The sequence below is a fragment of the Paenibacillus sp. FSL L8-0435 genome (assembly GCF_037965655.1).
Classification (GTDB): domain Bacteria; phylum Bacillota; class Bacilli; order Paenibacillales; family Paenibacillaceae; genus Paenibacillus.
The window spans coordinates 3,251,904-3,275,587 of sequence record NZ_CP150185.1 but is presented as its reverse complement, the minus strand read 5'-3'; the positions used below and the strand labels follow the sequence as shown (position 1 = coordinate 3,275,587).

Genomic DNA, 23,684 nt, shown 5'->3' with positions numbered 1-23,684 from the left:
TCAAGCTACTTTTTTGGGTATGTCTCTACTCATCATTTTTCCAAAAGTTTCATCGTTACATGGATAATCCGGTTTAATTTTTCCTTATCCGTCGAGGTTCTTGCCATGGCTCTGATGCCGACAGAAATATTGTGTAGGTACTCTGCCATTTCCTTCGCATCATGATCAGAAGAGAATTCTCCCTCCCGCTGCCCCCATTGAATAATCTGCTCGAACATACGCTCAGCTTCATTAAACGATTCAAGAGATCGGTTGTCCACTTCCTGATCACGTGCGCCCAGCTCCACAGCCGAGTTCACAATCAAGCAACCCGATGGTGTCTCCTCTGCTTCACTGATCATAACATCGAAAATTTTATGCAGTGCTTCCACTGCCGTCTTGGATGCCTTGATTTCTGCAAGTAATGTGGTACTGACCTTTCCTCTGTAACGATCCATTGCCTGCAAAAACAGCGAATGTTTATCGTCAAATGTATCATATATACTTCTGCGATGAATTCCCATATGCTCAACCAGATCACTCATCGACGTCTTCTCGTAACCTTGTTCCCAGAAGATCTTCATTGCTTTATCCAATACTTCGTTCACTTCAAACTCTTTACTTCTAGCCATTCAACTTCCCTCCCAAAATCAATCTAACACATCGGGAACGATCAGTAAATAAAAGATGCAGATACCCTTTTCATTCTCTTCTGATCATGTATTAGCTGAACCATAAGTGTATATCTTCTGTACTTGTTGTATATCATGACCTGTGTACTTGTGAATATGCAACCAGCAATCAGAATGTCTTATCCATTCACATCAAATGTTTGCCTATTCCTATCCGTTTCTTACCGCCTTCGGTCAATATACGATAGAATGTGATTATTATGTTGTGAGGGAAAAAGGAGAACTTTGCATGTCTGATCAAATACACGAACAACAGAACGAATTAGCCACACTCATTGACCGTCATTCTGACAAGGATGGGGTGCACCTGACGGCGATCCCTTCATTATTTCTAATCCGTGAATCGGTCGTTACTGAACCTATATTTAGGGTGAATGAACCATCCTTCTGCATTATCGTTCAGGGTGAGAAAGAGGTCCTGCTGGGACAGGATCGTTTCCGGTATGGTCCAGGAAGTTATATCGTGGCAACCGTTGACTTGCCGGTTAGTGGACAAGTGATTCAAGCCTCGTCTGAGGCTCCCTATCTGGCCCTGAAACTTGAATTCACATCCAGTGAGATTCTCGAGGTATTGAACCATTCCGATTTTCCAGCAAGACCGCGGAAAACAACGAGGCGTGCGATGTTTGTCAGCCAAGCTGAGCCTTCTCTGCTGGATGCGGTTGTCAGGTTAGCCCGTTTGTTAGAAGATCATTCGGAAGATATCCCACTACTCGCTCCTTTGTTCAAAAAGGAAATTCTCTATAAAGTGCTGAAAGGTCCTCATGGGATTGCTCTGGAACAAGCTACCATGGAGGGCAGCCATACCTATCGCATCAGAGACGTTATTGAATATATTATGAATCATTCTGATCAGAATTTTCGGGTTGAGGAATTGGCGGATTTGGCAAATATGAGCACTGCCTCACTGCACAGACATTTTAAAGAAGTGACTGCCATGAGCCCGATTCAGTTTCAAAAACAACTTAGGCTGCAAGAAGCTCGCCGCTTGTTATTATCCAAGTCCACCGATGCAGCAGATGTAGCATTTCGGGTAGGTTATGAGAGCCCTTCCCAATTCAGTCGTGAATACTCTCGCATGTTCGGATTCCCACCCAGAGAAGACATTAAACGCCTGCGAGGTAAAACCGATGAGACGACTACTTGACTGGTTACTGGCTAGTATCGTTCCCTTACCTCTAGTTTAATCCCAAAAAGGACTCCTTCTGTTTTGTCAGTCGGAGTCCTTCCCTATATGCAAGGATTAATGAAGATCATTAAATCGTTAACATGAAGTCTTTAATACATTAAAAACCATTCGTATATTGTTTTGGAACGTCCGTTGTCTTGCGCAAAGCAGAAGCTGCTTCCAAAGCCCAGTAAGGATTTCTTAACAGCCCTCTGCCAACTGCAACGAGATCAGCTTCTTCATTGCCGATAACTGCATTCGCCAATTTCGGGTCGTCCAGTCTTCCAACAGCAATCACGGGTACATCAAGAGCTTCTTTGATTGCTTTAGCGAGAGGTACTTGATAAGCTGCGTGAGTTCCTGGTCTGCCCGATGCACCAATAGGTCCCTCGCCACCAGATGAGATGTCAAATACGTCAACGCCTGCCTCTTTATAAGCTTTGGCAAACTCGGAACTTTCGTTAATGCCATAGCCACCTTCGACATATTCTTTGGCTGAAATACGCATCATCAGGGGCATGTCTTTTGGTATCTCTGCCTTTGCAGCCTGAATGATCTCCCGTCCAAATAACGTTAAATCTTGACCATATTCATCTTCTCGCTTGTTTGATAGTGGAGAATGGAACTGATGAATCAAATATCCATGCGCGCCATGAAGCTCAATCGCATCAAAACCAGCTTTCACAGCACGGGCTACTGCACTACGGAATTTCTCAACCATTCCTTTTACTTCATCCGTTGTGAGCGCTCTTGGCTGCTTGGAATTCTCATCAAAGGCGATCGCCGATGGAGCTACTGGAACCTCGGCATCTTCTGCTTTGCGGCCCGCATGAGCGATCTGGATAGCGACCTTGGCACCATAACTGTGACACGCATCTACGATTCGTTTCAGAGCCGGGATCTGTTCATCTGACCATAACCCAAGATCATAATCTGAGATCCGGCCATCCGGCTCCACATCTGTCATTTCAATGATAATGAGACCTGTTCCTCCCACGGCACGACTAACGTAGTGCATATAATGCCAATCTGTTGCAATACCATCTTTTTGCTCAACTGAATATTGACACATTGGTGCCATTACGACACGGTTTTTAAGCTCCAGGCTTTTAAAAGAATATGGACTAAACAAATCTGTCATCAAAATAAAACTCCCCTTTTCATGAATCATGTATAATAAAAATGCATGCGCAAGCATCAAAAAAGTGCCTTCGCTAAATAATTCCTTATGATTAAGAACTCGCATGTATCTTTTAGTTCATTTACTTCATCACATAAAGACATTCAAACCCATGCTTTCGCAAAATACGTATAGCCTTTTTGGATTGAAGCATACCAGGTGACATTATAATTACGTTATCTTCTCGAAGAAGGTATTTTTCCCAGGTGAAAGCAAGGCGCCCCAATGAGATATTAATCGTATCCGGAGTAGGATTAGCCATATAATCCGTCGCATCTCGAATATCGATCACTTTATATTGCCGAAAATCACGCTCTTGTCTGAGAAATACTTGATAATCTATATATTCAAGATTGCGCAGTGGCCAAAATTGACGTACAACAATGAAGATACCTAAAATGAAGGTCAAAAGCATCAACATAATCATTGTATAGCCCTCTCTTAACTCATCTGATATCGTCGAAAATTTTGTTTTGGATCAGAGCCCACTCAATGCCTCAGATATTGTATCCTCACCAGCGATTAGATCAAATGAACACCTGTAGGTATTCTTCTCACTCAAACTGGCCAAAATCACATGAGCTACATCTTCACGAGTGATGTTACCGGATGTAATATTCTCAGCAGCAGAAACTTTACCTGTTCCCGGCTCATTCATTAGAATCCCTGGACGTATAATGGTATAAGTTAACCCACTGCTCTCTAACAATTTATCAGCATAGTGTTTCGCTACATAATATGGAAGGATGTTATCATGCCAGTTCTCACGATTATTGGCTTGGATCGCACTCACCATGATAAATCGATCAATACCCGCTTTTTGAGCCGCTTCAATGGTTTTCCCGGCACCATCCAGATCAATCAGGAGTGTTTTATCATATCCCGTTGTACCGCCAGAACCAGCTGCAAATACGATCGCATCACAACCCGTTGCAGCAGCTACAAGTGAGTCAACCGTACCTTCCAAGTCGGCAAGCACCGTTTCCACACCCTGTGCTGCAAATGAATCTGCCTGCTCTTGTTTTCGTACCATAGCAAGAACAGTGTGCTCTTCACTATTCTTCAAAAGATGAATAAGCTGTTGACCAATCTGTCCATTTGATCCTACGACGAATACCTTCATGTTCAATACCTCCTTAATAAATGAATCACCGCATCCATATTTAATTCATGCGCATGCATTTAATTTAAAGGATATATTAAGGAGTGTCAAGTCTTCTTATAGGGTAAATGACTACATTACCCTATATTCACCCTGGCCTTAGAACAATTCTTTAGTGAGATTCTCTAATCGAGTCTCAAATCCATCCTGTTCCAATTCAGTTTGCAAGACCTGATTAAACGTTTGAAGTGCTTTCTTGTATTTATTCTCTCCAAGCTCCGTAATACGAGTGTAAATGCCACGCCGGTCATCTTCACATGCATGTCTTTCCAGCGCCCCACAGTCTTTGGCTTCCATCCTAACGACGAGCCTGGAAGTAGCACTTTGGCTCAACCCCACCAGTTCTTGAAGCTGTTGTAGGCGTAATTCCTTACCCTCCGCATTATATATGAAATTTAACACATAAAATTCCTTCAAAGATAAGTCATATTGTTGAAGCAGAGCTTGTTCCAGCTTCTCGTTCAGATGGGTATGAATGTTAGAGAAAGCCAACCAAACATCCAAACGTTCACTCTTTTGCTGCAATCTAGATCACCCCGCTTGATATTTAATGTCCACCAGCTGTTATCCTATTGTATCAAGCTTAATTACATTGGTCAAAAACCATCCAAGATCAACGTATATAACATTCTAAGCTCATAAGAAGAGCATTTCCCCGTCTTGTAACGACGTTTGGAAATGCTCCAGTATTACCGTTTATGCAGTCTAATCTTACTTCGCGGTAAGCAGGCTATCGGAAATAAATTGCAGCTGACCTTCCAACGTTAACGGATCGTTGTACGAGTCTGAAGTCGGGTCAAGCTGGAACACATGATTTGCCTTCACCGCAGGCAAGTTCTTCCATAATGTATTATCATATACGATCTTGGGATCAGTCGTATCTCCCGACCACGGGCTGGTGAAGATGATATCACCTGCATACTCCGGCAATAGTTCCATGGAAATTGAAGCCCATCCGGTCCCGCTATCAATTGCTTCAGCTTGAGCCTTGGCTGGTGCCTTGAGACCAAACTCCCCGTAAATAATTTCACCGCCTCGACCATAGTTATGACCAAATACAAATAATCCTTTGGCGTACGGATTCAGTATGGACACGGTGCGATCGCCTACAGTTTCCTGAACCTTGGGCTTCAATTCGTTGATCTTCGCTTCCCAGTTAGCATTCCAGGCTATTGCGGCGTCTTCTCTATTGGTGAGCTTACCCATTTCAAGCATTAGATCCTTGAAATCACGCTTTCCAAATGTAATCTGTACGACAGGTGCAATCTGCTCCAGCTTGTCGATGCCTTCTGTTCCAGTGTACACAATAAATAAGTCAGGTTTTAAACTGATTAGTTTCTCTGGTGTAGGCTCTTCACCCAGATCACTGGTACCCGCTGCTGCAAGTTGATCCTTGATATATTTGTTGTTCATCGCTCCTGATAAAGCGCCGACTACCGGTGCATCAAGGGCTACAAAGTAGCCTGTCGAAAATGAGGTCAAATCAATAATGCGCTTAGGATTCTTCGGTACCTGTACTTCGCCTGCATCCGATTGATATGTAACCAGCTCCTCTTCAGTAGTGGCACTGGTTTCAGCGGAAGAAGCTGCATTCGAGTCCGTCTTGGTTTCTGTATCCGCAGCTGCATTGGTGCTGCCCGCGGTTGTACTATTGGTCTTGGCAGATTGTCCACATGCACTCAGTATTAGTAGCAAGATGAGTGACATCATGAACCATATTGGTGTTCTCTGTTTCAGCAAAATAAACCCACCTCTTCATTGATATTGATAATCGTTATCAACGATAACATGCTCTGAATGTTTTTACAAGACAAGTTTATTTCACTCACTCTATGAATTCTAACTTGCAAGTCACCACGTTAAACAGCTATCATCAATAGAGTAAATAATAATACAAATAAAGGAACACATTGGAAAGCCAATGAAACGTATTCAAGGAGGAAAACATGGAAGAGATTATATTGTGGTTAAAGTATTTGTTTTTAGGTATTGTTCAAGGTGCGACAGAACCAATCCCCGTCTCCTCAAGCGGTCACCTGATCATCGCTCAGAGACTTATGGGCATGAAGCAGAATGGATTGTCATTTGAGATTTTAACGAACACGGCATCACTTATCGCTATTATTTTTATATACCGGGAAGATATCAAAAAGTTGATCATTGGTGCACTAGGTTACCTGCGTACTCGTAAAGAAGAATATCGAGCAGACTTCATGTTTTGCTTATACATAATTATTGGTACGATCCCTGCTGCTGTCGTTGCAGTCCTGTTCAAGGACCGGATTGAAGAAATTTTCTCGTCCGTATATACCGTTTCCATCGCGCTATTGATCACCGGGGTTGCCTTATGGCTGATTCGTAATCTCCGTGGTCGCAAGCAAGACGGTGATCTGTCTACAAAAGATGCATTGTTGGTAGGTCTGGCTCAGGCGGTCGCTCTTATTCCGGGCATTAGCCGCTCAGGTGCAACTGTAATTGCGTCCATCGCTGTTGGCATGAAACAGGAAACAGCTTTGAAGTTCTCCTTCATGTTGTACATTCCCATAAGTATTGGCGGACTCATTATGGGGGTATCCGACATCGCCAATGATCCGAATCGATCACAGCTGGCTATCCCTTATCTGATCGCATTCATCACGACGCTTTTCGTCACGTATTTCTCCATGAGATGGTTTATGGGCATTATGGCCAAAGGCAACCTGAAATACTTTTCGTATTACTGTTTTGCCGCAGGTACTTTGTTGCTGATTTTCTTATAAAAAAAGTCCACACACCAAAAGGAACAACCAGCGATGGTTGTTCCTTTGTTGTATAGTGGCAGAGCCATAATGACCTATAGCAGGAGCTAAACGGTCAGGCGCGTAGCCTTGTTGCTTCTGTTAACCAGCTCTGTAGCCGCGAACATAACACTGAACAGAATCAGCAGGATCAGGGGTACCATTGACATTCCCCATTGGCTGGCTATAAGTCCCATACCTAACGGGATGAGTGTTGAACCTGTATAGGCACTGGCCATTTCAAGTCCAATTACACTTGGGGATGCCTTCTCACCGAAGCGTTCCGGTGTCGCATGAACAATACTCGGATAGATCGGTGCTCCGCCCAATCCCACGATAAATAAAGCCCCTGCAGCAATCCAGTAAGGAATCGGCATAACCAGGATAACCAATCCGAAGCATCCAACGATTCCACCATATCTGATGAGATTTTTGCTGGATACATGAGTCGAAAGAAAGCCTGAGATTACACGTCCCAAGATAATGCCAATGAAAAATAGGGAGGATAGTGCTGCGGCAGTACCTGGAGAAACTCCTTTGCTAACAATGAAGAAAGTAGCCATCCACAGACCGGCAGCAGTTTCGGAACCATTGTAACAGAGCATCGCAAGCATCGACATTTTCACGCCGGGGATACGTATGGCCTCACGGTTGCTCACGCGTTTCTTCTCATCACCTGAACCCTCTACTCTTCCCTTCTCAAAAATCCTCCATAGAGACAAAGTTGATAATAAGACCACCACGATCCCAAGCAAAATCAACCCCACAGTTACGTATCCTGCACGCCAGTTGTTTGCTTGATTCAGCCAATATGCCATAACGAGTGGGCCTGTCACTGCGCCAATTCCCCAGAAACAATGCAACCAGTTCATATGCTTGGCCTTGAAATGCAATGCTACATAATTACTTAGTGCCGCATCCACCGAACCTGCACCCAGACCGAGAGGGATCGCCAGAATCAGTAAAAACACAAAATTCTCAGAGAATGAGAATCCCAACAGCGCGATCGTTGTTGAGAGTATACTGAACAATGTGACTTTACCCGTTCCGAACCGGTGTAACAATCGGCTGGCAGACAGACTTGACACTACTGTACTAAATGAAATGATTAGAGATATATAACCAGCCATTTCTGTTGTCGCATGTATATCGTGTTTCATAACGGACCAGGCACTGCCAAGTAAAGCATCAGGTAATCCCAGCCCTATAAATGCGAGATAAATAATGATTAACAATAACGTGACCATCTGGGTGTAGTCTCCTCAGTTTGTTTGAATTCTGATTTGCATTGAACCACCCATATAATAATATTGATATTTGTATTGATGATCTTCCTTAATATTGACTTAATATATCAGTATCCTGATATATTCTGGCGACTTATAACCTATATCACTGGTTCAAAATAGGAATTTCTCCAAGCAAATGCTTCAAGTTAATGGCATCCCACGGCATATGCTCAGTTATTCCTAATCCAACTACATCTGTTTCTTCAGACAGTTCTTTGATCAGATGAAGCAAGTGAGGGATTTGCATGGTTCCCGCTGGTGAAAACACATAAGGTTCCCCTGGTTTGGCGAATAACAATGAACGGAACATGTTGGGATCAAGCACATCCAGATCAAGGTGAATTGCCAGATGTTTGAACCCAGTCTCTTTAATCCACTTCTTAATCGAATCCATGTCATGGGTTAATTCTTCAGTTCCAGCCGTTCGGATACCCAATCTTTGAATCACTTCGGTTTCCTGTTCCGTGGGGGTTGTCAACCCGGCCATGAAGACATGTTCAGGCTTCAAAGGGACTCTCACATGTTTGGCAAACTCCGGGTCTCCTTCCCCAAGAAGGTTCCCGAGCGGTAAAGTATGACCGTTGTCATAGCTCTCGTATCTAACCAAATCACCGTGAGCATCAATCCATATCAAACCCAGTTCTCCGCCATATCGTTCATTTAAATAAGCAAACGGGGCTTGTTCAACCAAACAGTCACCACCAAACATGACAATGCGATCAGGCTGGTGAGCTTGAATAATATGCTGGGCAGCCAGCAATTGCTGAAGCAGCTGTGTTCTGCCTTTAATTCCGTTCTCGCTTACCAGAGGTGTTCCATCATATGCTTCGACAGGGACATGAATGAGAGTTTGATTACTGTCAGGTGCGAGCCAAGCAAGCAGTTCCGCTCCAAAAGAGTAGTTCGGATTATCTCCACCTTGCCATTGTGGCATAAGCAGACGTATTGTTTTTTGAGTCATCGTAAATCTCCTTTACTTCAAAGTAAGGTTAGTATAAACTGAGCCCAAACAAATAAATAGTACGGTCTAATATGATAGGTACTACCCGAAAGGATAGTGTAAATGATGAGTATGGCTGAATATCACGGTAAAGTGAAAAACATTCAAGATACCCCTTTTGGATACACGTTGTCAGTCATTGGTGGCAAATGGAAAATGGTGATTATGTATCTCCTGGCAGAAAACCAGCCCGTCCGCTTTAATGAACTGAAAAGACAGATTGGCGCCATCACGTATAAAACGCTGAGTTCACAGCTCAAAGAATTGGAAGCAGATGGTATGGTCGAACGAAAAGAGTATCCCCAAGTCCCTCCTAAAGTCGAGTATCGTCTGACGGCCAAAGCTGAAACGTTATTGCCCGTTTTGGAAGGCCTATGTGAATGGGGTGTCCAACATCAAGAACCTTCGATCAATAATAGCGCAACGGATTGAACGCTTTTGTCTATATACTCAGATGAGATAATTTGACTAAATGGAGTATGTTAAAACGCAAAAAGTCGCCAATCGGCGACTTTTTTACTTTTATCTTGTGTTCCTCTGTCCGTTCAGCACAATAAAAGCTGTGATTCGTAGAATTATACTTTTTCGTGTACCAGATCTTTCTGATATGCCAACACTCTGTCCCAATTTCCGCTGAAAACAGGAATTCGATAATACCCTACACGCTCATACAGCGCTGCAGCTTCTGGTTGCAAGGGACCTGTTTGCAGTTTCAGATTGGTATAACCAAGTTCGTTCGCAAGACGCTCTGCCTCGGCCAATATAGCTTGGGCAATCCCCTTACGGCGGTAACCACTGCGTGTATACATGCGTTTAACTTCTACAGATGTTTCATCAAGGGGTCTAAGTGCTCCGCAACCAACCGGATACCCGTCGATCCTGGCAACGATAAAAGCCGCACGTGGCACCTCAACGTCTGACAGTTGAAATCTTGCAGTTCCATCACCGCCATATAACAACCCGAGTTCTTCACTCAGTTCCTTGATCAGTAACAGCGAATCTTCGCTTCGAATATCTTCAGCTGCTGCATGCACGATATGTGTCATCCCACATACCCCCTTTATCTTATTGGACTTATTGGTTTAAATGATATATCTAAATTATCATTCCCAACAGCAAGCGTCAATTCTCTCATTCATTGAATATTTCTATAAGCATCTGAACGTATCTTTTTGCCGTCTTTATTCGTTTACATAAGAAATATAACGAGTAACGATGTATATGAATTCCAACTCTCGGAGGTCTGATATTATGGAAATTTCAAAGGGAATAGCAATGCTTCAGCTTGATTTTGAGGGGAATATAATTCACCCTGTTCTGATATGGGATGAAGAAATGGCTGTGTTAATAGATACCGGTTTCCCTGGACAATATGACGATTTATGTATCGAACTCGAAAAGGTAGGTGTGCCGATCAGCCAACTTAAAGCAGTGATTTTCACACATCAGGATGTGGACCATATCGGGTGTCTTCCCGAGATTTTGAAAGAGTGTGGCTCACAAGTCAAGATATATGCACATGAGCTGGATAAGCCATATATTGAGGGACAGCTCCCTCTTCTCAAAGATGGTCACCTTGAGCATTCTCCAAAGGGCAAAGTAGATGAAACGGTGTCTGATGGTCAGGAACTGCCGTTTTGCGGTGGAATTCGCGTTATTCATACACCTGGTCATACGCCAGGTCATATCAGTCTATACTTGATGGACAGCAAGACGCTCATCGCCGGGGATTCAATGTTCAGTGTAGACGGCAGGCTTGGAGGCATTCATGAACCAACTACGCTGGATACAGAGACAGCTCGATTCTCTTTGAAAAAGTATATCGAACTCGACATTACATCTGTGATTTGTTATCACGGTGGACGAAGTCATGGGAATGTAAATGAACAGATCTCAGAACTTACTCAGGGGTTATAGTTATTAAAATTGCTGATCCGCGAATGGTTACCGTCTAAACCCAATAACCATTCTTAGTCTTAGCATAGTCTTCCTATTGCTTGGCATATTGCAAAATGGCTGTAGCCGCACGAATTCGCAGCTCTTCTTCTTCACTGTGTAACGCTTCTCTCAGCACCTGGAGAGCTGTTTGAATTGTGGCTTCATCTACCCCTGTTGAGAGAGAGTTGGTTGCTTCGGCTGTTATACTGACTGCAAGACCTCGATCCAGATGTGCTTGTGATATGGGATACTCAAACTTCGCAAGGATGGCTGAATCATTTTGCAGTGCCTGCACTTTGCCATTCAGCTCAGCGAGAGGAATACGACCCAACCATGTAACTCCCCGACGGTGACAGATCAAGTCGTTTTCTGTGCCAGCGGAATCGTCGTAATAATAATCCCCGATATCCCCAACATACGTCCATTCATCATCGCTAATTATTACATAATCTCCATCCTGCATGAGGTTAACAAACATATGTAGTGTCGCGAGTGTGCTCGCCAATTCTGCTTCATCCAAGCTATAGTATTGAACCAACTGTTCCTTCCATAGCTCCGGGGGCGTTTGCTCCAGATCCCCTGTACCTGACCAAGCAATACCAATATAATTGTCTTCCAAAAATGATGTTACTCTGTTGACTCCGTGCACGGTGGACTGGATGTGATACAGATTCATGCGTACCGCCTTCCTTTCACTCATTCGTATGAACATAGTTAACCATTGTAACATTAGTGGTGTCTATTTCAAACGTAATGATCTCTTCAAGTTCTATACTTCATACTAAATATTCTTTTTGGTATAGCCCTAGGCTATAACTAGGTATAATTTAATGGAATTACATTATAACTCCGGATCTGTGATAAATTTTGTGTAACATAAAAGCAGAGGGGTTTTAAACAATGACAAAAAGTAGTGTATTGGGATATCCGCGTATTGGTGCTGATCGGGAATGGAAGAAAGCGTTGGAAGCGTTCTGGGCAGGTAAGCTGGAGGAAACAGAGTTTCACGCACGTTTGCAGGAGATCCGTATCGAACATTTGCGCAAACAACAAGCGAAAGGCATCGACATTATTCCAGTTAATGACTTTAGCTATTATGATCATATCCTGGATACGGCCGTGATGTTTGGCATTATTCCTAAACGTTTTGCTTATGATGGTGGCTCTGTTCCGTTGTCCGTATATTATGGCATCGCTCGGGGAACAAAAGATGCCGCAGCAAGTGAAATGACAAAATGGTTTAACACTAACTATCACTACATAGTACCTGAGCTGGACGGGGCTTCCCCAACTCTGACGGAAAACAAACCACTTCTCGCTTATCGTGAAGCAAAAGAAAAACTCGGCATTGAAGGCAAACCGGTTATTGTTGGACCGTTAACCTTCCTGAAGCTCTCCAAAGGTTATGATAAATCCGAGACAGACGCTTGGTTGGACCGCTTGCTGCCACTTTACACTCAATTGCTTCAAGAACTTGCAAGCGAAGGCGTTCAGTGGGTGCAGATCGACGAACCTATCCTGGTAACCAAATTAAGCGATGAAGACGTACAGCGTCTGAATAAAATATATAAAACATTTGCCGCAGCCGTTCCAGGCCTGAATATCATGCTGCAAACGTACTTTGAATCTGTAGAAAACTACAACGAGATTGTTGCACTGCCAGTTCAAGGTGTAGGACTTGATTTTGTACACGGGCTCTCTGGTAACACACAATCTATTCGGACATCCGGTTTCCCGGCAGACAAAGTGCTCGGAGCAGGTATTATTGATGGACGTGGGATCTGGAAAGCTTCCCTTCAAGCAAAACTGAATTTGCTGAATGAATTGACTGAGTTCGTGACACCTGAACGTATCATCGTGCAATCATCTTGCAGCCTGCTGCATGTGCCAGTAACCACAGACCGCGAGGCAAAACTTACATCTGAACTGAAGAATGCACTCGCATTTGCAGATGAAAAGCTGGATGAGATTGTTCTTTTGACTACAGCCTTATCTTCACCAAGTGCAGAGATTACCGCTAAAATTAACGAAGCAGAGCTTCCTCTTCTGGCGCTTCAGCAATCCGAAGATCGGAACCGTACCGCTGTACAGAAAGCCGTTGCTTCCATCAGTGTTCAACAGCCAGAACGCTCGCGTCCTTTTGCAGAACGTCATGAAGCCCAACAGGCCAAATGGCAATTGCCACTCTTCCCGACAACAACGATTGGTAGTTTCCCACAATCTGCTGAAGTCAGAAAAGCACGTCAGTTGTGGCGCAAGGGTGAGTTGAACAACGAACAGTATGCTGCCTTCATCCGGGAGCAGATTGATATCTGGATTAAGATTCAGGAAGAGATCGGAATTGACGTACTGGTGCATGGTGAGTTTGAGCGTACCGACATGGTTGAATTCTTTGGCGAGAAACTGGCCGGTTTTGCCTTTACACAGTTCGGCTGGGTACAATCATATGGTTCACGTTGCGTGAAGCCACCTATTATCTTCGGCGATGTTGCATTTACGGGTGAAATGACGGTGGAAGAAACGAAATATGCCCAATCGCAGACTGAGCGTCCTGTCAAAGGCATGCTGACTGGCCCGATTACCATCATGAACTGGTCATTCGTACGCGAAGACATTGCTCGTGAGCAGATTGCCTATCAATTAGCGTATGCGTTGAGACAGGAAGTCGAAGCACTTGAACAGGCAGGCATTGGTATGATCCAGGTTGACGAGCCGGCTGTTCGTGAAGGACTTCCGCTGAAAGAAAATGAACAAGCCGATTACCTGGCTTGGGCTGTCAAAGCGTTCCGTATCTCTACGTGCACAGTGCATGAAACGACTCAAATTCATACGCATATGTGCTATTGCGAATTCCATGACATGATTGATTCCATTGAAGCTATGGATGCAGATGTTATCTCCATTGAGACATCCCGTAGTCACGGTGAACTGATTCATAGTTTTGAAGAAAATACGTATGAGCTCGGTATCGGTCTTGGCGTATATGACATCCATAGTCCACGTGTTCCGAGCGTAGATGAAATGAGCAGCATGATTGAACGTGCCCTGCGTGTTCTTGATCCGAAGTTGTTCTGGATTAACCCGGACTGCGGATTAAAAACCCGTGGACAGGAAGAAACGGTAGCTTCCCTGCGTAACATGGTTGACGCAACCAGAATCGCTCGCACCAATCACGCTTCAGCTGCTGTATTGTAATCAGCTGCGAAGCAGCATAGCTTCAAAAGTAAAGCCGGACACCCCTTCGTTAAATGGGTGTCCGGCTTTTTATATGGTTACTTTTTGTAGTTACTTTTAACGTACATTCATTTCACTTGTAACATGGCGATCTCTGGCGTTCCTGCCCTTTTCTCACCACCATCCAAAGCTTACGACTAGATACTCTCTTCCAGCCATTGCTGCAACGGCATATCTTCGGTCAGTTCACCGAGCAGTATGTGACGGAACTCCCCATCCCCATCAATAACCATCGTTGCGGGCAAACCTGTAATACGATACATACCTGATATGTTGCCCGTCACATCAATAATCACTGGAAAATCAAACGCCTGCTTATCCATAAACTCACGGATCGTGCCCTTCGATTCCCCCACGTTAACAAACAGGGTTTCCACATCGTTCTGATAGTCCTGAGCAATCTGGTGAACGAGCGGCATCTCCCTTACGCAAGGTGTGCACCATGAAGCCCAGAAGTTAATCATGACGGCTTTGCCCTGATAATCGGACAGGCTGACTTGTTCCCCTGCTGAATTAACCGCTGTGAACTCAGGGGCTTTTGCACCTGCTTCAATAGCGTTGCCTCGCTGAGATTCGGGTGTCGATACATTTTCGAAAATGGCCCATGTACCTGCGAGCAATGCAACTACACCAATCAAAATTGTAAGTGTACGTCTGCTTTTAAAACTCTTTTTCTGCAATAAACTCACCTTCACTTTAAACCAAGACTTTGATGAAATGCTGCATGGAGCGAACCGAATTGATCACAAAAGTCGTGAGTCGAGCCCTCTCCAACATTACGTCCATGGTTCATGAATATCACCTGATCCGCAATGTCGTCTGCAATCTCCAACTGATGGGTCGAGAACACGACCATGTGACCATCCTGTTTGATTCCCTTGAGCAGCTGAGTTAATTCCTGCATCCAGAATGGGTCCAATCCATTTGTTGGCTCATCCATGATGAGCAGTGGAGGTTTGGACAGCACAGCTTGAGCGAATAACACACGCTGGCGCATGCCTTTGGAGAAGGTCGTAACCCGTTTGTTCTTTTGATCCGCCAACCCTACCATGGTCAGTACTTCCTGCACTCTCTCCTTGGGAACTTTCCTTAGAGAAGCCCAGAACAGAAGTACTTCCTCTGCGGTCAGTCCCTGATTAAATTGATAATCGTCCGGCATATATCCGATCTGCTGTGAATAACGGTTGCGCTCCTTCAACCATCGCACATTGTTCACCACAACCTCACCGGAGGTAGGCCGAAGAATTCCGGCGATCATACGCAGCACTGTGCTCTTCCCTGCGCCATTCCCTCCACAGAGGGCAAGAACTTGGCCTGAAGTTATGCGAAAGGAGATATCCTGAACAATTTGTTGCTTTTTAATGGATTTACACAATTCCATCACTTCGAGTCCCACTTTATCCATGAGAACGCCCCCTCTCCCAGATTGCATATACCGCTACGACAGAGAAGGCAATCCAGAACAGGCATATCCCGATGAAGATCCAACTGCCACTGGGTTGCTGCACCCACTCCACCCATCGATAATATTCTGGTCCCAGAATAGAGCCGCCCCCAAGTTTGATCACGACATACAAGCGCACCAGCTCGGCCGGATTGATGAGCGTTAGCATAACCAGCAGCGGTTTCACCCACAGATAAGGCATCAGTCCCAGCACAGAGAGCAATAAGGTCGGCCACCCAATGACTGCGAAAAACCATACGGTCACGGAGATCGTCAACGACTGCCACCGATTACGCGACAACGAACCGATAAAGAGAGCCAGTGTCAGGAATAACAACACCAGTCCACAGGAAAATGCCAGAAAGAGAAGATATGTCATGACATCCATTGGATTCCCGATTACTCCGCTAATGACCCCCATCAGGCCGTATCCAAACGCAACAATGGTGATTAAAACAATCGAGAGCCCGAGATACTTGCCCACAATAAAAGACATCGTGCCGATGGGATACGTGGATAGCAGTTGCCAGCTACCGTCTTCCTTTTCGGATGTTAGTGAGAAGGAACCGAGGAATAGCGTCATTAATGGCAAAAGGTAGAGAATGAGATTCAACATGGAACCTGTGGTTCCCGAATATCCTTCAACCAGATTCTGTGAATTCAGAAGTAACAAGCTTAAACTAAAGGTACAAAAAAGGATCAGAAACGAATACGCCCAAGGATTGCGAAATCCCATTTTAACTTCTCGTCTTGCAATCTGTATCATATCTGACATCATTGATCACCATTTTCTATTGTCATTCCTAGTGGCCTGACTCTTCTTTCTTCTCACCTTCCTGGTGCATCTCATTACTGTCTCCTTCATCATCATGTCCGTGCTTACCATGCCCATGTTCACCCATCATGTCTATATTCTCCGTGTTCTGCTTCCAGTCATGAGAAGCAAGATCCTCAGCGGTCATAATGGTTCCCACACCTTGCTCTGCAATGAAAGCTTCAGCCGAGGGCTTGTCCTTAAAGTTAAGAATGCCATAGGCCATAGGCGTGCGTAATGAAGCGTCGTATACATACGTGGCTTTGCTGTATTCAATCCATTCCTTATCATTATAATCACGTACATAGTCCATGCCGATGTTATCGGTGCCATTTTCTGTTTTCCACTGGTTCATGCAACCGATATCATCGAACTTGTAATTTTGGCCGTCTTTCGTAGTGAGCTGTGTTGCATATGCGTCGTCCTTCACCTGCATTTTACAGATCGCACAGATATCCACGTCCTCATTGATCGGCAATGCCGCGTATTTTGTTCCGCAAGCGGTTAACAATACCATGCCAAACATAAGTACCATGACCAATGTCCATCTTCTATTCAAGCCTTTGTTCATTTTCGTAATACCCCCATATAGATGATTATAAAAGTTGCCATACCCAACAGAACTAACCCGAACATCCACACCATCTTGGAACCTGTAGCACTTTCCACTGACATGTTCAGATCAGATTTCGTATCCATGCTCATTCGTGGCGATTTGTCGGTAGTCCATTGTTCTCTGCCTTCTGTAAACAAGTCACTCAGAAAGACCATACCCGGTGATTGGAAAAAGAGCTGATACGCAGAATTTCGACTGACCAGTTGCTCATAAAAAGGATTGATGGCATAGGGAATTTCACTGATTCCATCCTGATTCAGATCGAGCCCCTGAAAAGAGTCCCAGTAGTTCTCCATCAGGACATTATTCGGGCTATCCAGCGCGGAAGCCTCAATGACATTGGATACCAATCGATTACGTGTAAACTCATTACCTTCTGCCAGGACCAGCTGGATTCCAACAAAATTCCGAAGCACCGCATTGCCACGGATCTCATTGCCTGAGGATTCTGCAATATTCATGCCGACACGATTACCCTCCACTACATTGTTGTGAACAGAAGATTGATGTACGTCATACAACAGAATCCCTTGGGAGTGAACATTGGTACTTTGTTTGCGAAAGGAATTCCCCGATATGACCGTATTCTTGACACCCATAATCATGGCACCTGTCATGTTCTCCTCTCCGGTATTGTCCATGACAGAAGAGCCGGCAATGTACATACAGTGGATGCCATACCTTGTATGTAACAGCCTGTTATTTTGCACGGTAGACTTTCGACTGTTCTCCAGATAGATTCCATCCCTCATGCCAGTGATCTCATTGGCCTCAATGTAGCTATCATGGGAGTTGTACAGATCAATGCCATTGCCCTTCTGGCGACTGGAAGCAGAATCAGCCCCCAACCAAGTAATGTTGTTCCGTTGAATCGTTGCATGACTCGAATTCCGGATGATCATCCCATACCCTTGGGTCTGAATATGCATATCCGTAATTTCACTGTTTTTCCCTTCAACCTGAATCGCTGCAGTCTGTTCATTCGTATCATGTTCAATTGTAAAACCGCTCAATTTCACCCCATCCGAGCGAATCATTATCGTAGAGGTGGCTTCCGCATTAACAACTACGACCGTAGGATCACCCTGAATGGTGATGTTTTTGTCAATCGTCACCGGTCCAGAATAACGACCTGATGCAAGTTTAATGACTTCTCCAGGTGTAGAACGGTCAATCATAGGCTGAAGGGGAATGAGCTCACGATGTCCGGAGGAGGCCATGATTGCACCTTGCGGAAGAGATAGTAGGAGCATCATCATTCCGATTAGAAAAATTACACCCGTAACCCGACTCTTCTTACAACTGTCGAATGCACCCAATCCTGCCCGAGGATTACCCATGAATCTTCACGCGCAATTCTGGCTTCTTGTTACAGTTACTTATTGCTGTGGCAATGCATTCAACCAGTCTTGCGTTAATCCCATGTATACGTTGGTTGTACACACCATCCCTCCATTCCACTTAAAATCCAACATTTCATGTCTCTCATTCATTGAAGCAACGTAATAAATGAAGCGTTATCACAATCCTGATCACAGTGTACTTAAAATGTTATTTATTCCATATAGCTCAATTAGGCTATAGACACTACATTTTTGTGTCGATATTGTGATGTAAATTAAAAAAAAGCCGCCATATAGGCGACTTCCTAAACGAAGGTGTATTGTGATCAATAGTCTTCTTCTTCCCTCTTACCCAGAATTCCGTAAAGAAACAGCTTGCCCAAGTCTTTTCGCACATTTACATTAAGTTTTTCTGCAAAAGATGGTTCGCTCAACATGGTCATGATCCCATTCATAAAAATCATGATGGCTTCTGCCGATACGCCTCCTTTTATTTTTCCCTCGGCTTTGCCTTGTTCGATCAGCTTCATAAGCTCAGGGATGACAACGTTTCTGGCATAATCCTCAACATGCTCTTTGAATGCTGGATCTTCGAACATAAAATTCTTAATGCCCTCACTATTCAACGTCTCTTGATTGTTTACGGATACCTCATACATTTTACTCATCTTATCTTCAAAAGGAATATCGGAGTTCATTACAAGACTGAATTCCTTTCCCGATTCCTCAATTTGATGGTAAAAAATCTCCTTGGCCAATTCTTCTTTGCTTCCAAAAAAGTTATATATGGATGCAGGAGAAACACCAGCATGTTGCGCGATCTCCCTTACACCGATTTCTTTAAAATTTCGAGTCATGATCATATCGATTAGTGATTGCAGGATTTGCTTTTTTTTCTGTTCTCTGCGTTTTTCGAAGCCATTCATGGAATCTACCGTCCTATCCTCCGCGAATTATGTAACAAGATATCTCTATGTTATATTTTTATTGACATCCATTCAAGCTAGCAATATTATGTAACTAGAAAGAATATTGTTACATAATTATCCGTGGAGGTTGAGGTCAATGATCAAGGTCCACTCTTTAACCAAGATCTATTCAAACGGTAAGGGAATTAGGGATGTGAGTTTTGACGTTGAAGAAGGAGAGGTCTTTGGATTTCTTGGGCCCAATGGAGCCGGAAAAACAACTACTCTACGTCATCTGATGGGATTTGTGAATCCCTCCAGCGGGATGTCTAGCATCAACGGCTTAGACTGCAGAAAGGAAGCAGCACAAATACAGAAGAATTTGGGTTATGTGCTTGGTGAGATCGCATTTTACGATAACATGACAGGCATGCATTTTCTGGAATTTATTGATGATTTAAGAGGTCGTAAGGACATATTGCTCCGCGATCAATTAATCAACCGATTCGAGTTGGATTCAGGTCAGAAGATCCGCAAAATGTCCAAGGGGATGAAACAAAAAGTAGGGTTGATCGCCGCTTTTATGCACGACCCTGCGGTGCTTATCCTTGATGAACCTACAAGCGGGTTGGATCCGCTGATGCAGAGAAGATTTGTCGAATTGATTATTGAAGAAAAAAACCGGGGCAAAACGATACTCATGTCTTCCCATCTCTTTGATGAAGTCGATCACACTTGTGAACGTGTGGGCATCATACGAGAAGGGTCAATCGTAACCGTGGAGAACATAAACTCGCTAAAAACGACACTGCCGAAGAGCGTTGTAGTCGCTCTGGCGCATGCGGAGGATATGAAGGTCCTTCAAAATAACGGCCTCCTTTATACTGAATTGGGTCCCTTACGTGTGGAGATTAAGATTACGGATGGATATGACCAAGTGCTCAGGGTACTCTCCCAATGTAAGGTTATTGATATGGAGTGTCCTCCCCAAACGCTTGAGCAAATTTTCATGGACTTTTATGGGAAGGAGCAAATTTAATATGTCTTAGGCATTATTTAAAGCAAACATGCGGGCCAATCGGTTCATTTGGTTTCTTATTGTAGCCATTTATTCTTTTTACTCCATTATGCTGATAGGTATGTTCGATCCTGATAGTGTCGATGCACTAAAAGAAATGTTGAACATGCTTCCTCCTGAGCTCATCAATGCTATGGGAATGAACGTTGGAACCACTTTGCTCACCTTTCTTTCCGGAACACTTTACAGTCTTCTTCTCTATTTGTTCCCCATGATTGTTTCCATCATTACGAACCACCGAATAATGGCCGCTCATGTTGATAAAGGAAGTATGTCCTATCTGCTTTCAACGTCCAACTCAAGAAAACGTATTGCTGTTACCCAAGCGGTTTACAGTCTGATTTCAATAACAGCGATCTTTTGCTGGATTACGGTACTAACTCTTGTTGTATCATCTATCATGTTTCCGGGGCTTATGGATATTAACAATTTCATTTGGCTTAATCTTTACGCCCTTCTGATGTATTACGCCATCAATGGCATCTGTTTTTTCGCATCTTGTTTGGCAAATGAAAGCAAGTATAGCCTTGGATTCGGGGCCGGTGTTCCTGTAGCGTTTGTACTACTGCAAATGCTGGGCGATTCAGGAGAAACGTTAAGCTGGATTAGCAATATGTCATTATATTCCTTGTTCGATCCGGTGCGATTGTTCGCAGGTGACAGCTACGCGTATGTGGGAATGGCTGTGTTCGCAGGACTTGCAGCACTTCTGTATGCTGCAGGAATTATTATTTTTGATAGAAAAGATTTGCCTATATAATCCGGGTATAGTTTGATCTACTCCCGCAAAGGGCAGCAATGATGGATTAACGTAAACGGGACGAAGCATGGATAAACCTCTGCTTCGTCCCGTTTGAACGTGTGCGACTTCCGTTGAATCATTTATTCAAATGGATAGGTCCAAAATGTTTCTCTGCCAAAACGTTTCTTGATTTCTTCGTTATTCAGCTCACGATTTCCTACAAGCTCTGCTGCTTGGAATTGTGAGCGGTGGGCACGAATCGACGCCATTTTCCGATCCAAAAATTCGGATACGTCAACGAATACATCCGGTTTGCCAATGTACTGTTCCTGATTATTAGCGAACGCAACGCAGTGAACCATCGGACGTTCATCCACAGGAAGTTTAGCGATTGTACGTATAACAGCGGCTCCCGTTGCATCATGATCGGGATGAACACTGTACCCTGGATAGAACGTAATGACCAGCGTGGGGTTCAACTCTTTAAGTAGCGACGTAATGGTATCTTCCAATAACTGTGGGTCTTCGAACTCCAGCATTTTATCGTGGAAACCCAGCATTCTCAGGTCCTGAATACCAATCGCTTCAGAAGCTTCGATGAGTTCCTTTTTACGGATGGCAGGCAACGTCACTCGGTTGGCAAATGGAGGAATCCCCATATTGCGCCCCATCTCGCCAAGTGTTAGACAAGCATAGGTTACATGGGCACCGCCATCTATGTATTTGGCTAACGTTCCCGATACAGAGAAAGCTTCATCATCTGGATGTGGATATACCACCAAGATGCGCTCATGCTCGTTGTGTGTAGTATTCATGGTTATTCAATCCTCCGCTTTCATCAGAACATCTCTCGGCTTAATTGTAACGCCACAACTAGTTTACCTTGGCTGTCGTGACCGGCGAGAATCAGTCTTTCTTGTTCCTGCTCATCAATATGTGTAAGTCCTTCGGCGTAAAGCCATCCCTGCGTTGTTTTCAGACCAACACGGTATGGACCTGTACCTGAAATGGACCCCTGCGTATATCGTATGGCCGCATTGGTAATGAATGCCGATGCTGGATGTTTTGTACTGTCCATGTGTTGTGCGTAAGCACCTGACGTAAGTTCTAGATGTACGTATAAGTCCTGATCAGCAAGATTATTGATCCGGAGCTGAATGTCTTGAGGTTTAATCGGTTGCATAGCGGCCTCCTTGTCTAATGTAATTGTACGAATTTCATTTTAACATAACCACAAGAGAATATACATGGAGTGACCCTGTCGACCTCTCATAGAGCCCTCTCATGATGATTCCAGTTTGAAAACAAGAACAGATTTGCGTGGTTTTTTCTCTTTTTATTCATGGATCATATCTATATTATGAAGTGTAGGTAAAAACGACCGTGATGAAGAACCTTGAATTCTAAATGAATCTTGCTCCAACATGTTTGGAAAGGAGTTTAACTCGACTTGAAATCTCTAATACAACTACTTCATTTTGGCTATCATCAGGCCATGAGCTGCATATTTCCCGTAGCGATCTTTGGAACACTGGCCCTGTCCAGTGTAATTCCTATTCCTTTCCTTCATCGGTATGATGCCATTCTGCTCGTATTACTTGCTGTGCAGTACCTGATGTATCGAAGCGGCTTGGAAACCCGGGATGAAATCAAGGTCATCTGTGTATTTCACATTATTGGCCTGGTGCTGGAGATTTATAAAGTATGGATGGGATCTTGGTCTTACCCTGAGCCAGCATACACCAAAATCCTGGGTGTCCCTCTTTATAGTGGATTCATGTATGCAAGTGTAGCCAGTTTTATGTGTCAGGTGTGGCGAAGACTGCGAATGGACATGACCGGATGGCCTGGTTTTGCACCTTCGATGCTGCTCGGAGCAGCCATCTATATTAACTTTTTCACTCATCATTTTATGCCCGATTTTCGCTGGTGGCTGACGGCGCTTGTATTCATTGTCTTCTGGAAAACCTGGATTATTTACCGGGTACGAGCAACGACCTATCGAATGCCCTTATCGCTTGCTTTTATCATTGTTGGTTTCTTCATTTGGACTGCTGAGAATATCGCTACATTCTTCAATGCCTGGAAATACCCTGATCAGCATGATGCCTGGCAACTGGTTAGTTTTAGTAAGATCAGTTCGTGGTTCCTGCTGGTCATCATCAGCGTTATCATCGTTGCGCAGCTCAAATATGTAAAGGCCAATCGAACCGCAGGTGATTCAAAGTCCAGTTAATTATTCATTCTCTAACCGTAAAACAGCAGCAATCTTAGACTCGTACCTAAAGTCTTCGAATGCCGCTGTTTTTTTGCTGTATTA

General features: G+C 44.1%; 26 protein-coding genes. 8 read left to right on the top strand and 18 right to left on the bottom strand.

What is annotated here, in order from left to right; translation table 11 throughout:
• Positions 1–32: 32 nt before the first annotated feature.
• Entirely contained in the window at positions 33–611 is a 579-nt protein-coding gene (locus tag NST33_RS14305; RefSeq protein WP_339185011.1) for a TetR/AcrR family transcriptional regulator, read from the bottom strand.
• Positions 612–900: 289 nt separating this feature from the next.
• Here NST33_RS14305 and NST33_RS14300 point away from each other — a divergent pair, with 289 nt between their 5' ends.
• Positions 901–1,818, top strand: a complete 918-nt coding sequence (locus NST33_RS14300; protein ID WP_221819386.1) for an AraC family transcriptional regulator — start codon at positions 901–903, stop codon at positions 1,816–1,818.
• A 139-nt stretch (positions 1,819–1,957) separates the two neighbouring features.
• On the opposite strand, the gene NST33_RS14295 is transcribed toward NST33_RS14300, so the two are convergent.
• From NST33_RS14295 to NST33_RS14275, 5 genes are all read right to left on the bottom strand, one after another.
• Positions 1,958–2,980, bottom strand: a complete 1,023-nt coding sequence (locus tag NST33_RS14295; RefSeq protein ID WP_339185009.1) for an NADH:flavin oxidoreductase/NADH oxidase — start codon at positions 2,978–2,980, stop codon at positions 1,958–1,960.
• A 121-nt stretch (positions 2,981–3,101) separates the two neighbouring features.
• Positions 3,102–3,446 (bottom strand): rhodanese-like domain-containing protein, encoded by a 345-nt coding sequence (locus NST33_RS14290; RefSeq protein ID WP_145317423.1) that lies wholly within the window; start codon positions 3,444–3,446, stop codon positions 3,102–3,104.
• 51 nt (positions 3,447–3,497) lie between these two features.
• Complete coding sequence (locus NST33_RS14285; protein ID WP_221819388.1) at positions 3,498–4,142, bottom strand: SDR family oxidoreductase; 645 nt, start codon at positions 4,140–4,142, stop codon at positions 3,498–3,500.
• Positions 4,143–4,280: 138 nt separating this feature from the next.
• Positions 4,281–4,706 (bottom strand): MarR family transcriptional regulator, encoded by a 426-nt coding sequence (locus NST33_RS14280; protein ID WP_237175444.1) that lies wholly within the window; start codon positions 4,704–4,706, stop codon positions 4,281–4,283.
• A gap of 186 nt (positions 4,707–4,892) precedes the next feature.
• On the bottom strand, positions 4,893–5,921 hold the full coding sequence (locus NST33_RS14275; RefSeq protein WP_339185004.1) for an ABC transporter substrate-binding protein: 1,029 nt from the start codon (positions 5,919–5,921) through the stop codon (positions 4,893–4,895).
• A 206-nt stretch (positions 5,922–6,127) separates the two neighbouring features.
• Here NST33_RS14275 and NST33_RS14270 point away from each other — a divergent pair, with 206 nt between their 5' ends.
• Entirely contained in the window at positions 6,128–6,940 is an 813-nt protein-coding gene (locus tag NST33_RS14270; RefSeq protein ID WP_221819389.1) for an undecaprenyl-diphosphate phosphatase, read from the top strand.
• Between the two features lie 86 nt (positions 6,941–7,026).
• Here the strand turns inward: NST33_RS14270 and NST33_RS14265 are convergent, their stop codons facing one another.
• Complete coding sequence (locus NST33_RS14265) at positions 7,027–8,205, bottom strand: MFS transporter (RefSeq protein ID WP_339185001.1); 1,179 nt, start codon at positions 8,203–8,205, stop codon at positions 7,027–7,029.
• A 145-nt stretch (positions 8,206–8,350) separates the two neighbouring features.
• Positions 8,351–9,208 (bottom strand): arginase family protein, encoded by an 858-nt coding sequence (locus NST33_RS14260; RefSeq protein WP_339308417.1) that lies wholly within the window; start codon positions 9,206–9,208, stop codon positions 8,351–8,353.
• A 105-nt stretch (positions 9,209–9,313) separates the two neighbouring features.
• Here NST33_RS14260 and NST33_RS14255 point away from each other — a divergent pair, with 105 nt between their 5' ends.
• Positions 9,314–9,679: a helix-turn-helix domain-containing protein gene (locus NST33_RS14255; RefSeq protein WP_339184997.1), complete on the top strand. Its 366-nt coding sequence runs from the start codon at positions 9,314–9,316 to the stop codon at positions 9,677–9,679.
• A 143-nt stretch (positions 9,680–9,822) separates the two neighbouring features.
• Here NST33_RS14255 and NST33_RS14250 read toward each other — a convergent pair whose 3' ends face one another.
• The gene (locus tag NST33_RS14250) at positions 9,823–10,293 is read right to left on the bottom strand and encodes a GNAT family N-acetyltransferase (protein WP_339184994.1); all 471 of its coding nucleotides are present in this window, start codon (positions 10,291–10,293) and stop codon (positions 9,823–9,825) included.
• 205 nt (positions 10,294–10,498) lie between these two features.
• On the opposite strand from NST33_RS14250, the gene NST33_RS14245 reads away from it, so the two are divergent.
• Positions 10,499–11,164, top strand: coding sequence for an MBL fold metallo-hydrolase (locus tag NST33_RS14245; RefSeq protein ID WP_339184992.1), 666 nt, complete (start codon positions 10,499–10,501; stop codon positions 11,162–11,164).
• Between the two features lie 73 nt (positions 11,165–11,237).
• On the opposite strand, the gene NST33_RS14240 is transcribed toward NST33_RS14245, so the two are convergent.
• Positions 11,238–11,885 (bottom strand): hypothetical protein, encoded by a 648-nt coding sequence (locus NST33_RS14240; RefSeq protein ID WP_339308414.1) that lies wholly within the window; start codon positions 11,883–11,885, stop codon positions 11,238–11,240.
• A gap of 200 nt (positions 11,886–12,085) precedes the next feature.
• Here NST33_RS14240 and metE point away from each other — a divergent pair, with 200 nt between their 5' ends.
• A complete protein-coding gene (gene metE, locus NST33_RS14235; protein ID WP_339308412.1) occupies positions 12,086–14,380 on the top strand; it encodes a 5-methyltetrahydropteroyltriglutamate--homocysteine S-methyltransferase in 2,295 nt (764 codons plus the stop codon).
• A gap of 176 nt (positions 14,381–14,556) precedes the next feature.
• Here the strand turns inward: metE and NST33_RS14230 are convergent, their stop codons facing one another.
• The 6 genes from NST33_RS14230 to NST33_RS14205 all read right to left on the bottom strand — a co-directional run bounded on the left by NST33_RS14230 (position 14,557) and on the right by NST33_RS14205 (position 19,562).
• Entirely contained in the window at positions 14,557–15,108 is a 552-nt protein-coding gene (locus NST33_RS14230; protein WP_339184983.1) for a redoxin domain-containing protein, read from the bottom strand.
• 2 nt (positions 15,109–15,110) lie between these two features.
• Positions 15,111–15,824, bottom strand: a complete 714-nt coding sequence (ccmA, locus tag NST33_RS14225; protein WP_339184981.1) for a heme ABC exporter ATP-binding protein CcmA — start codon at positions 15,822–15,824, stop codon at positions 15,111–15,113.
• On the bottom strand, positions 15,817–16,638 hold the full coding sequence (locus tag NST33_RS14220) for an ABC transporter permease (RefSeq protein ID WP_339185400.1): 822 nt from the start codon (positions 16,636–16,638) through the stop codon (positions 15,817–15,819). The genes ccmA and NST33_RS14220 overlap by 8 nt, the downstream gene beginning before the upstream one ends.
• Positions 16,639–16,666: 28 nt before the next feature.
• The gene (locus tag NST33_RS14215) at positions 16,667–17,248 is read right to left on the bottom strand and encodes a nitrous oxide reductase accessory protein NosL (RefSeq protein WP_339308410.1); all 582 of its coding nucleotides are present in this window, start codon (positions 17,246–17,248) and stop codon (positions 16,667–16,669) included.
• Positions 17,245–18,552, bottom strand: a complete 1,308-nt coding sequence (locus NST33_RS14210; RefSeq protein ID WP_339308408.1) for a NosD domain-containing protein — start codon at positions 18,550–18,552, stop codon at positions 17,245–17,247. Before NST33_RS14210 ends, NST33_RS14215 begins: the two co-directional genes overlap by 4 nt.
• Positions 18,553–18,962: 410 nt before the next feature.
• Positions 18,963–19,562, bottom strand: a complete 600-nt coding sequence (locus NST33_RS14205) for a TetR/AcrR family transcriptional regulator (RefSeq protein ID WP_221819399.1) — start codon at positions 19,560–19,562, stop codon at positions 18,963–18,965.
• 139 nt (positions 19,563–19,701) lie between these two features.
• On the opposite strand from NST33_RS14205, the gene NST33_RS14200 reads away from it, so the two are divergent.
• Together NST33_RS14200 and NST33_RS14195 are read left to right on the top strand one after the other, a co-directional pair.
• Positions 19,702–20,583: an ABC transporter ATP-binding protein gene (locus tag NST33_RS14200; protein ID WP_339308406.1), complete on the top strand. Its 882-nt coding sequence runs from the start codon at positions 19,702–19,704 to the stop codon at positions 20,581–20,583.
• A gap of 100 nt (positions 20,584–20,683) precedes the next feature.
• A complete protein-coding gene (locus tag NST33_RS14195) occupies positions 20,684–21,382 on the top strand; it encodes a hypothetical protein (protein ID WP_339308404.1) in 699 nt (232 codons plus the stop codon).
• A 122-nt stretch (positions 21,383–21,504) separates the two neighbouring features.
• On the opposite strand, the gene bshB2 is transcribed toward NST33_RS14195, so the two are convergent.
• Both bshB2 and NST33_RS14185 read right to left on the bottom strand, forming a co-directional pair.
• The gene (bshB2, locus tag NST33_RS14190) at positions 21,505–22,179 is read right to left on the bottom strand and encodes a bacillithiol biosynthesis deacetylase BshB2 (protein ID WP_339308403.1); all 675 of its coding nucleotides are present in this window, start codon (positions 22,177–22,179) and stop codon (positions 21,505–21,507) included.
• Between the two features lie 23 nt (positions 22,180–22,202).
• A complete protein-coding gene (locus tag NST33_RS14185; protein WP_017688572.1) occupies positions 22,203–22,547 on the bottom strand; it encodes a YojF family protein in 345 nt (114 codons plus the stop codon).
• A 267-nt stretch (positions 22,548–22,814) separates the two neighbouring features.
• Between NST33_RS14185 and NST33_RS14180 the strand changes: the two genes are divergently transcribed.
• Positions 22,815–23,600, top strand: a complete 786-nt coding sequence (locus NST33_RS14180) for a DUF817 domain-containing protein (protein WP_221819403.1) — start codon at positions 22,815–22,817, stop codon at positions 23,598–23,600.
• Positions 23,601–23,684 lie beyond the last annotated feature (84 nt).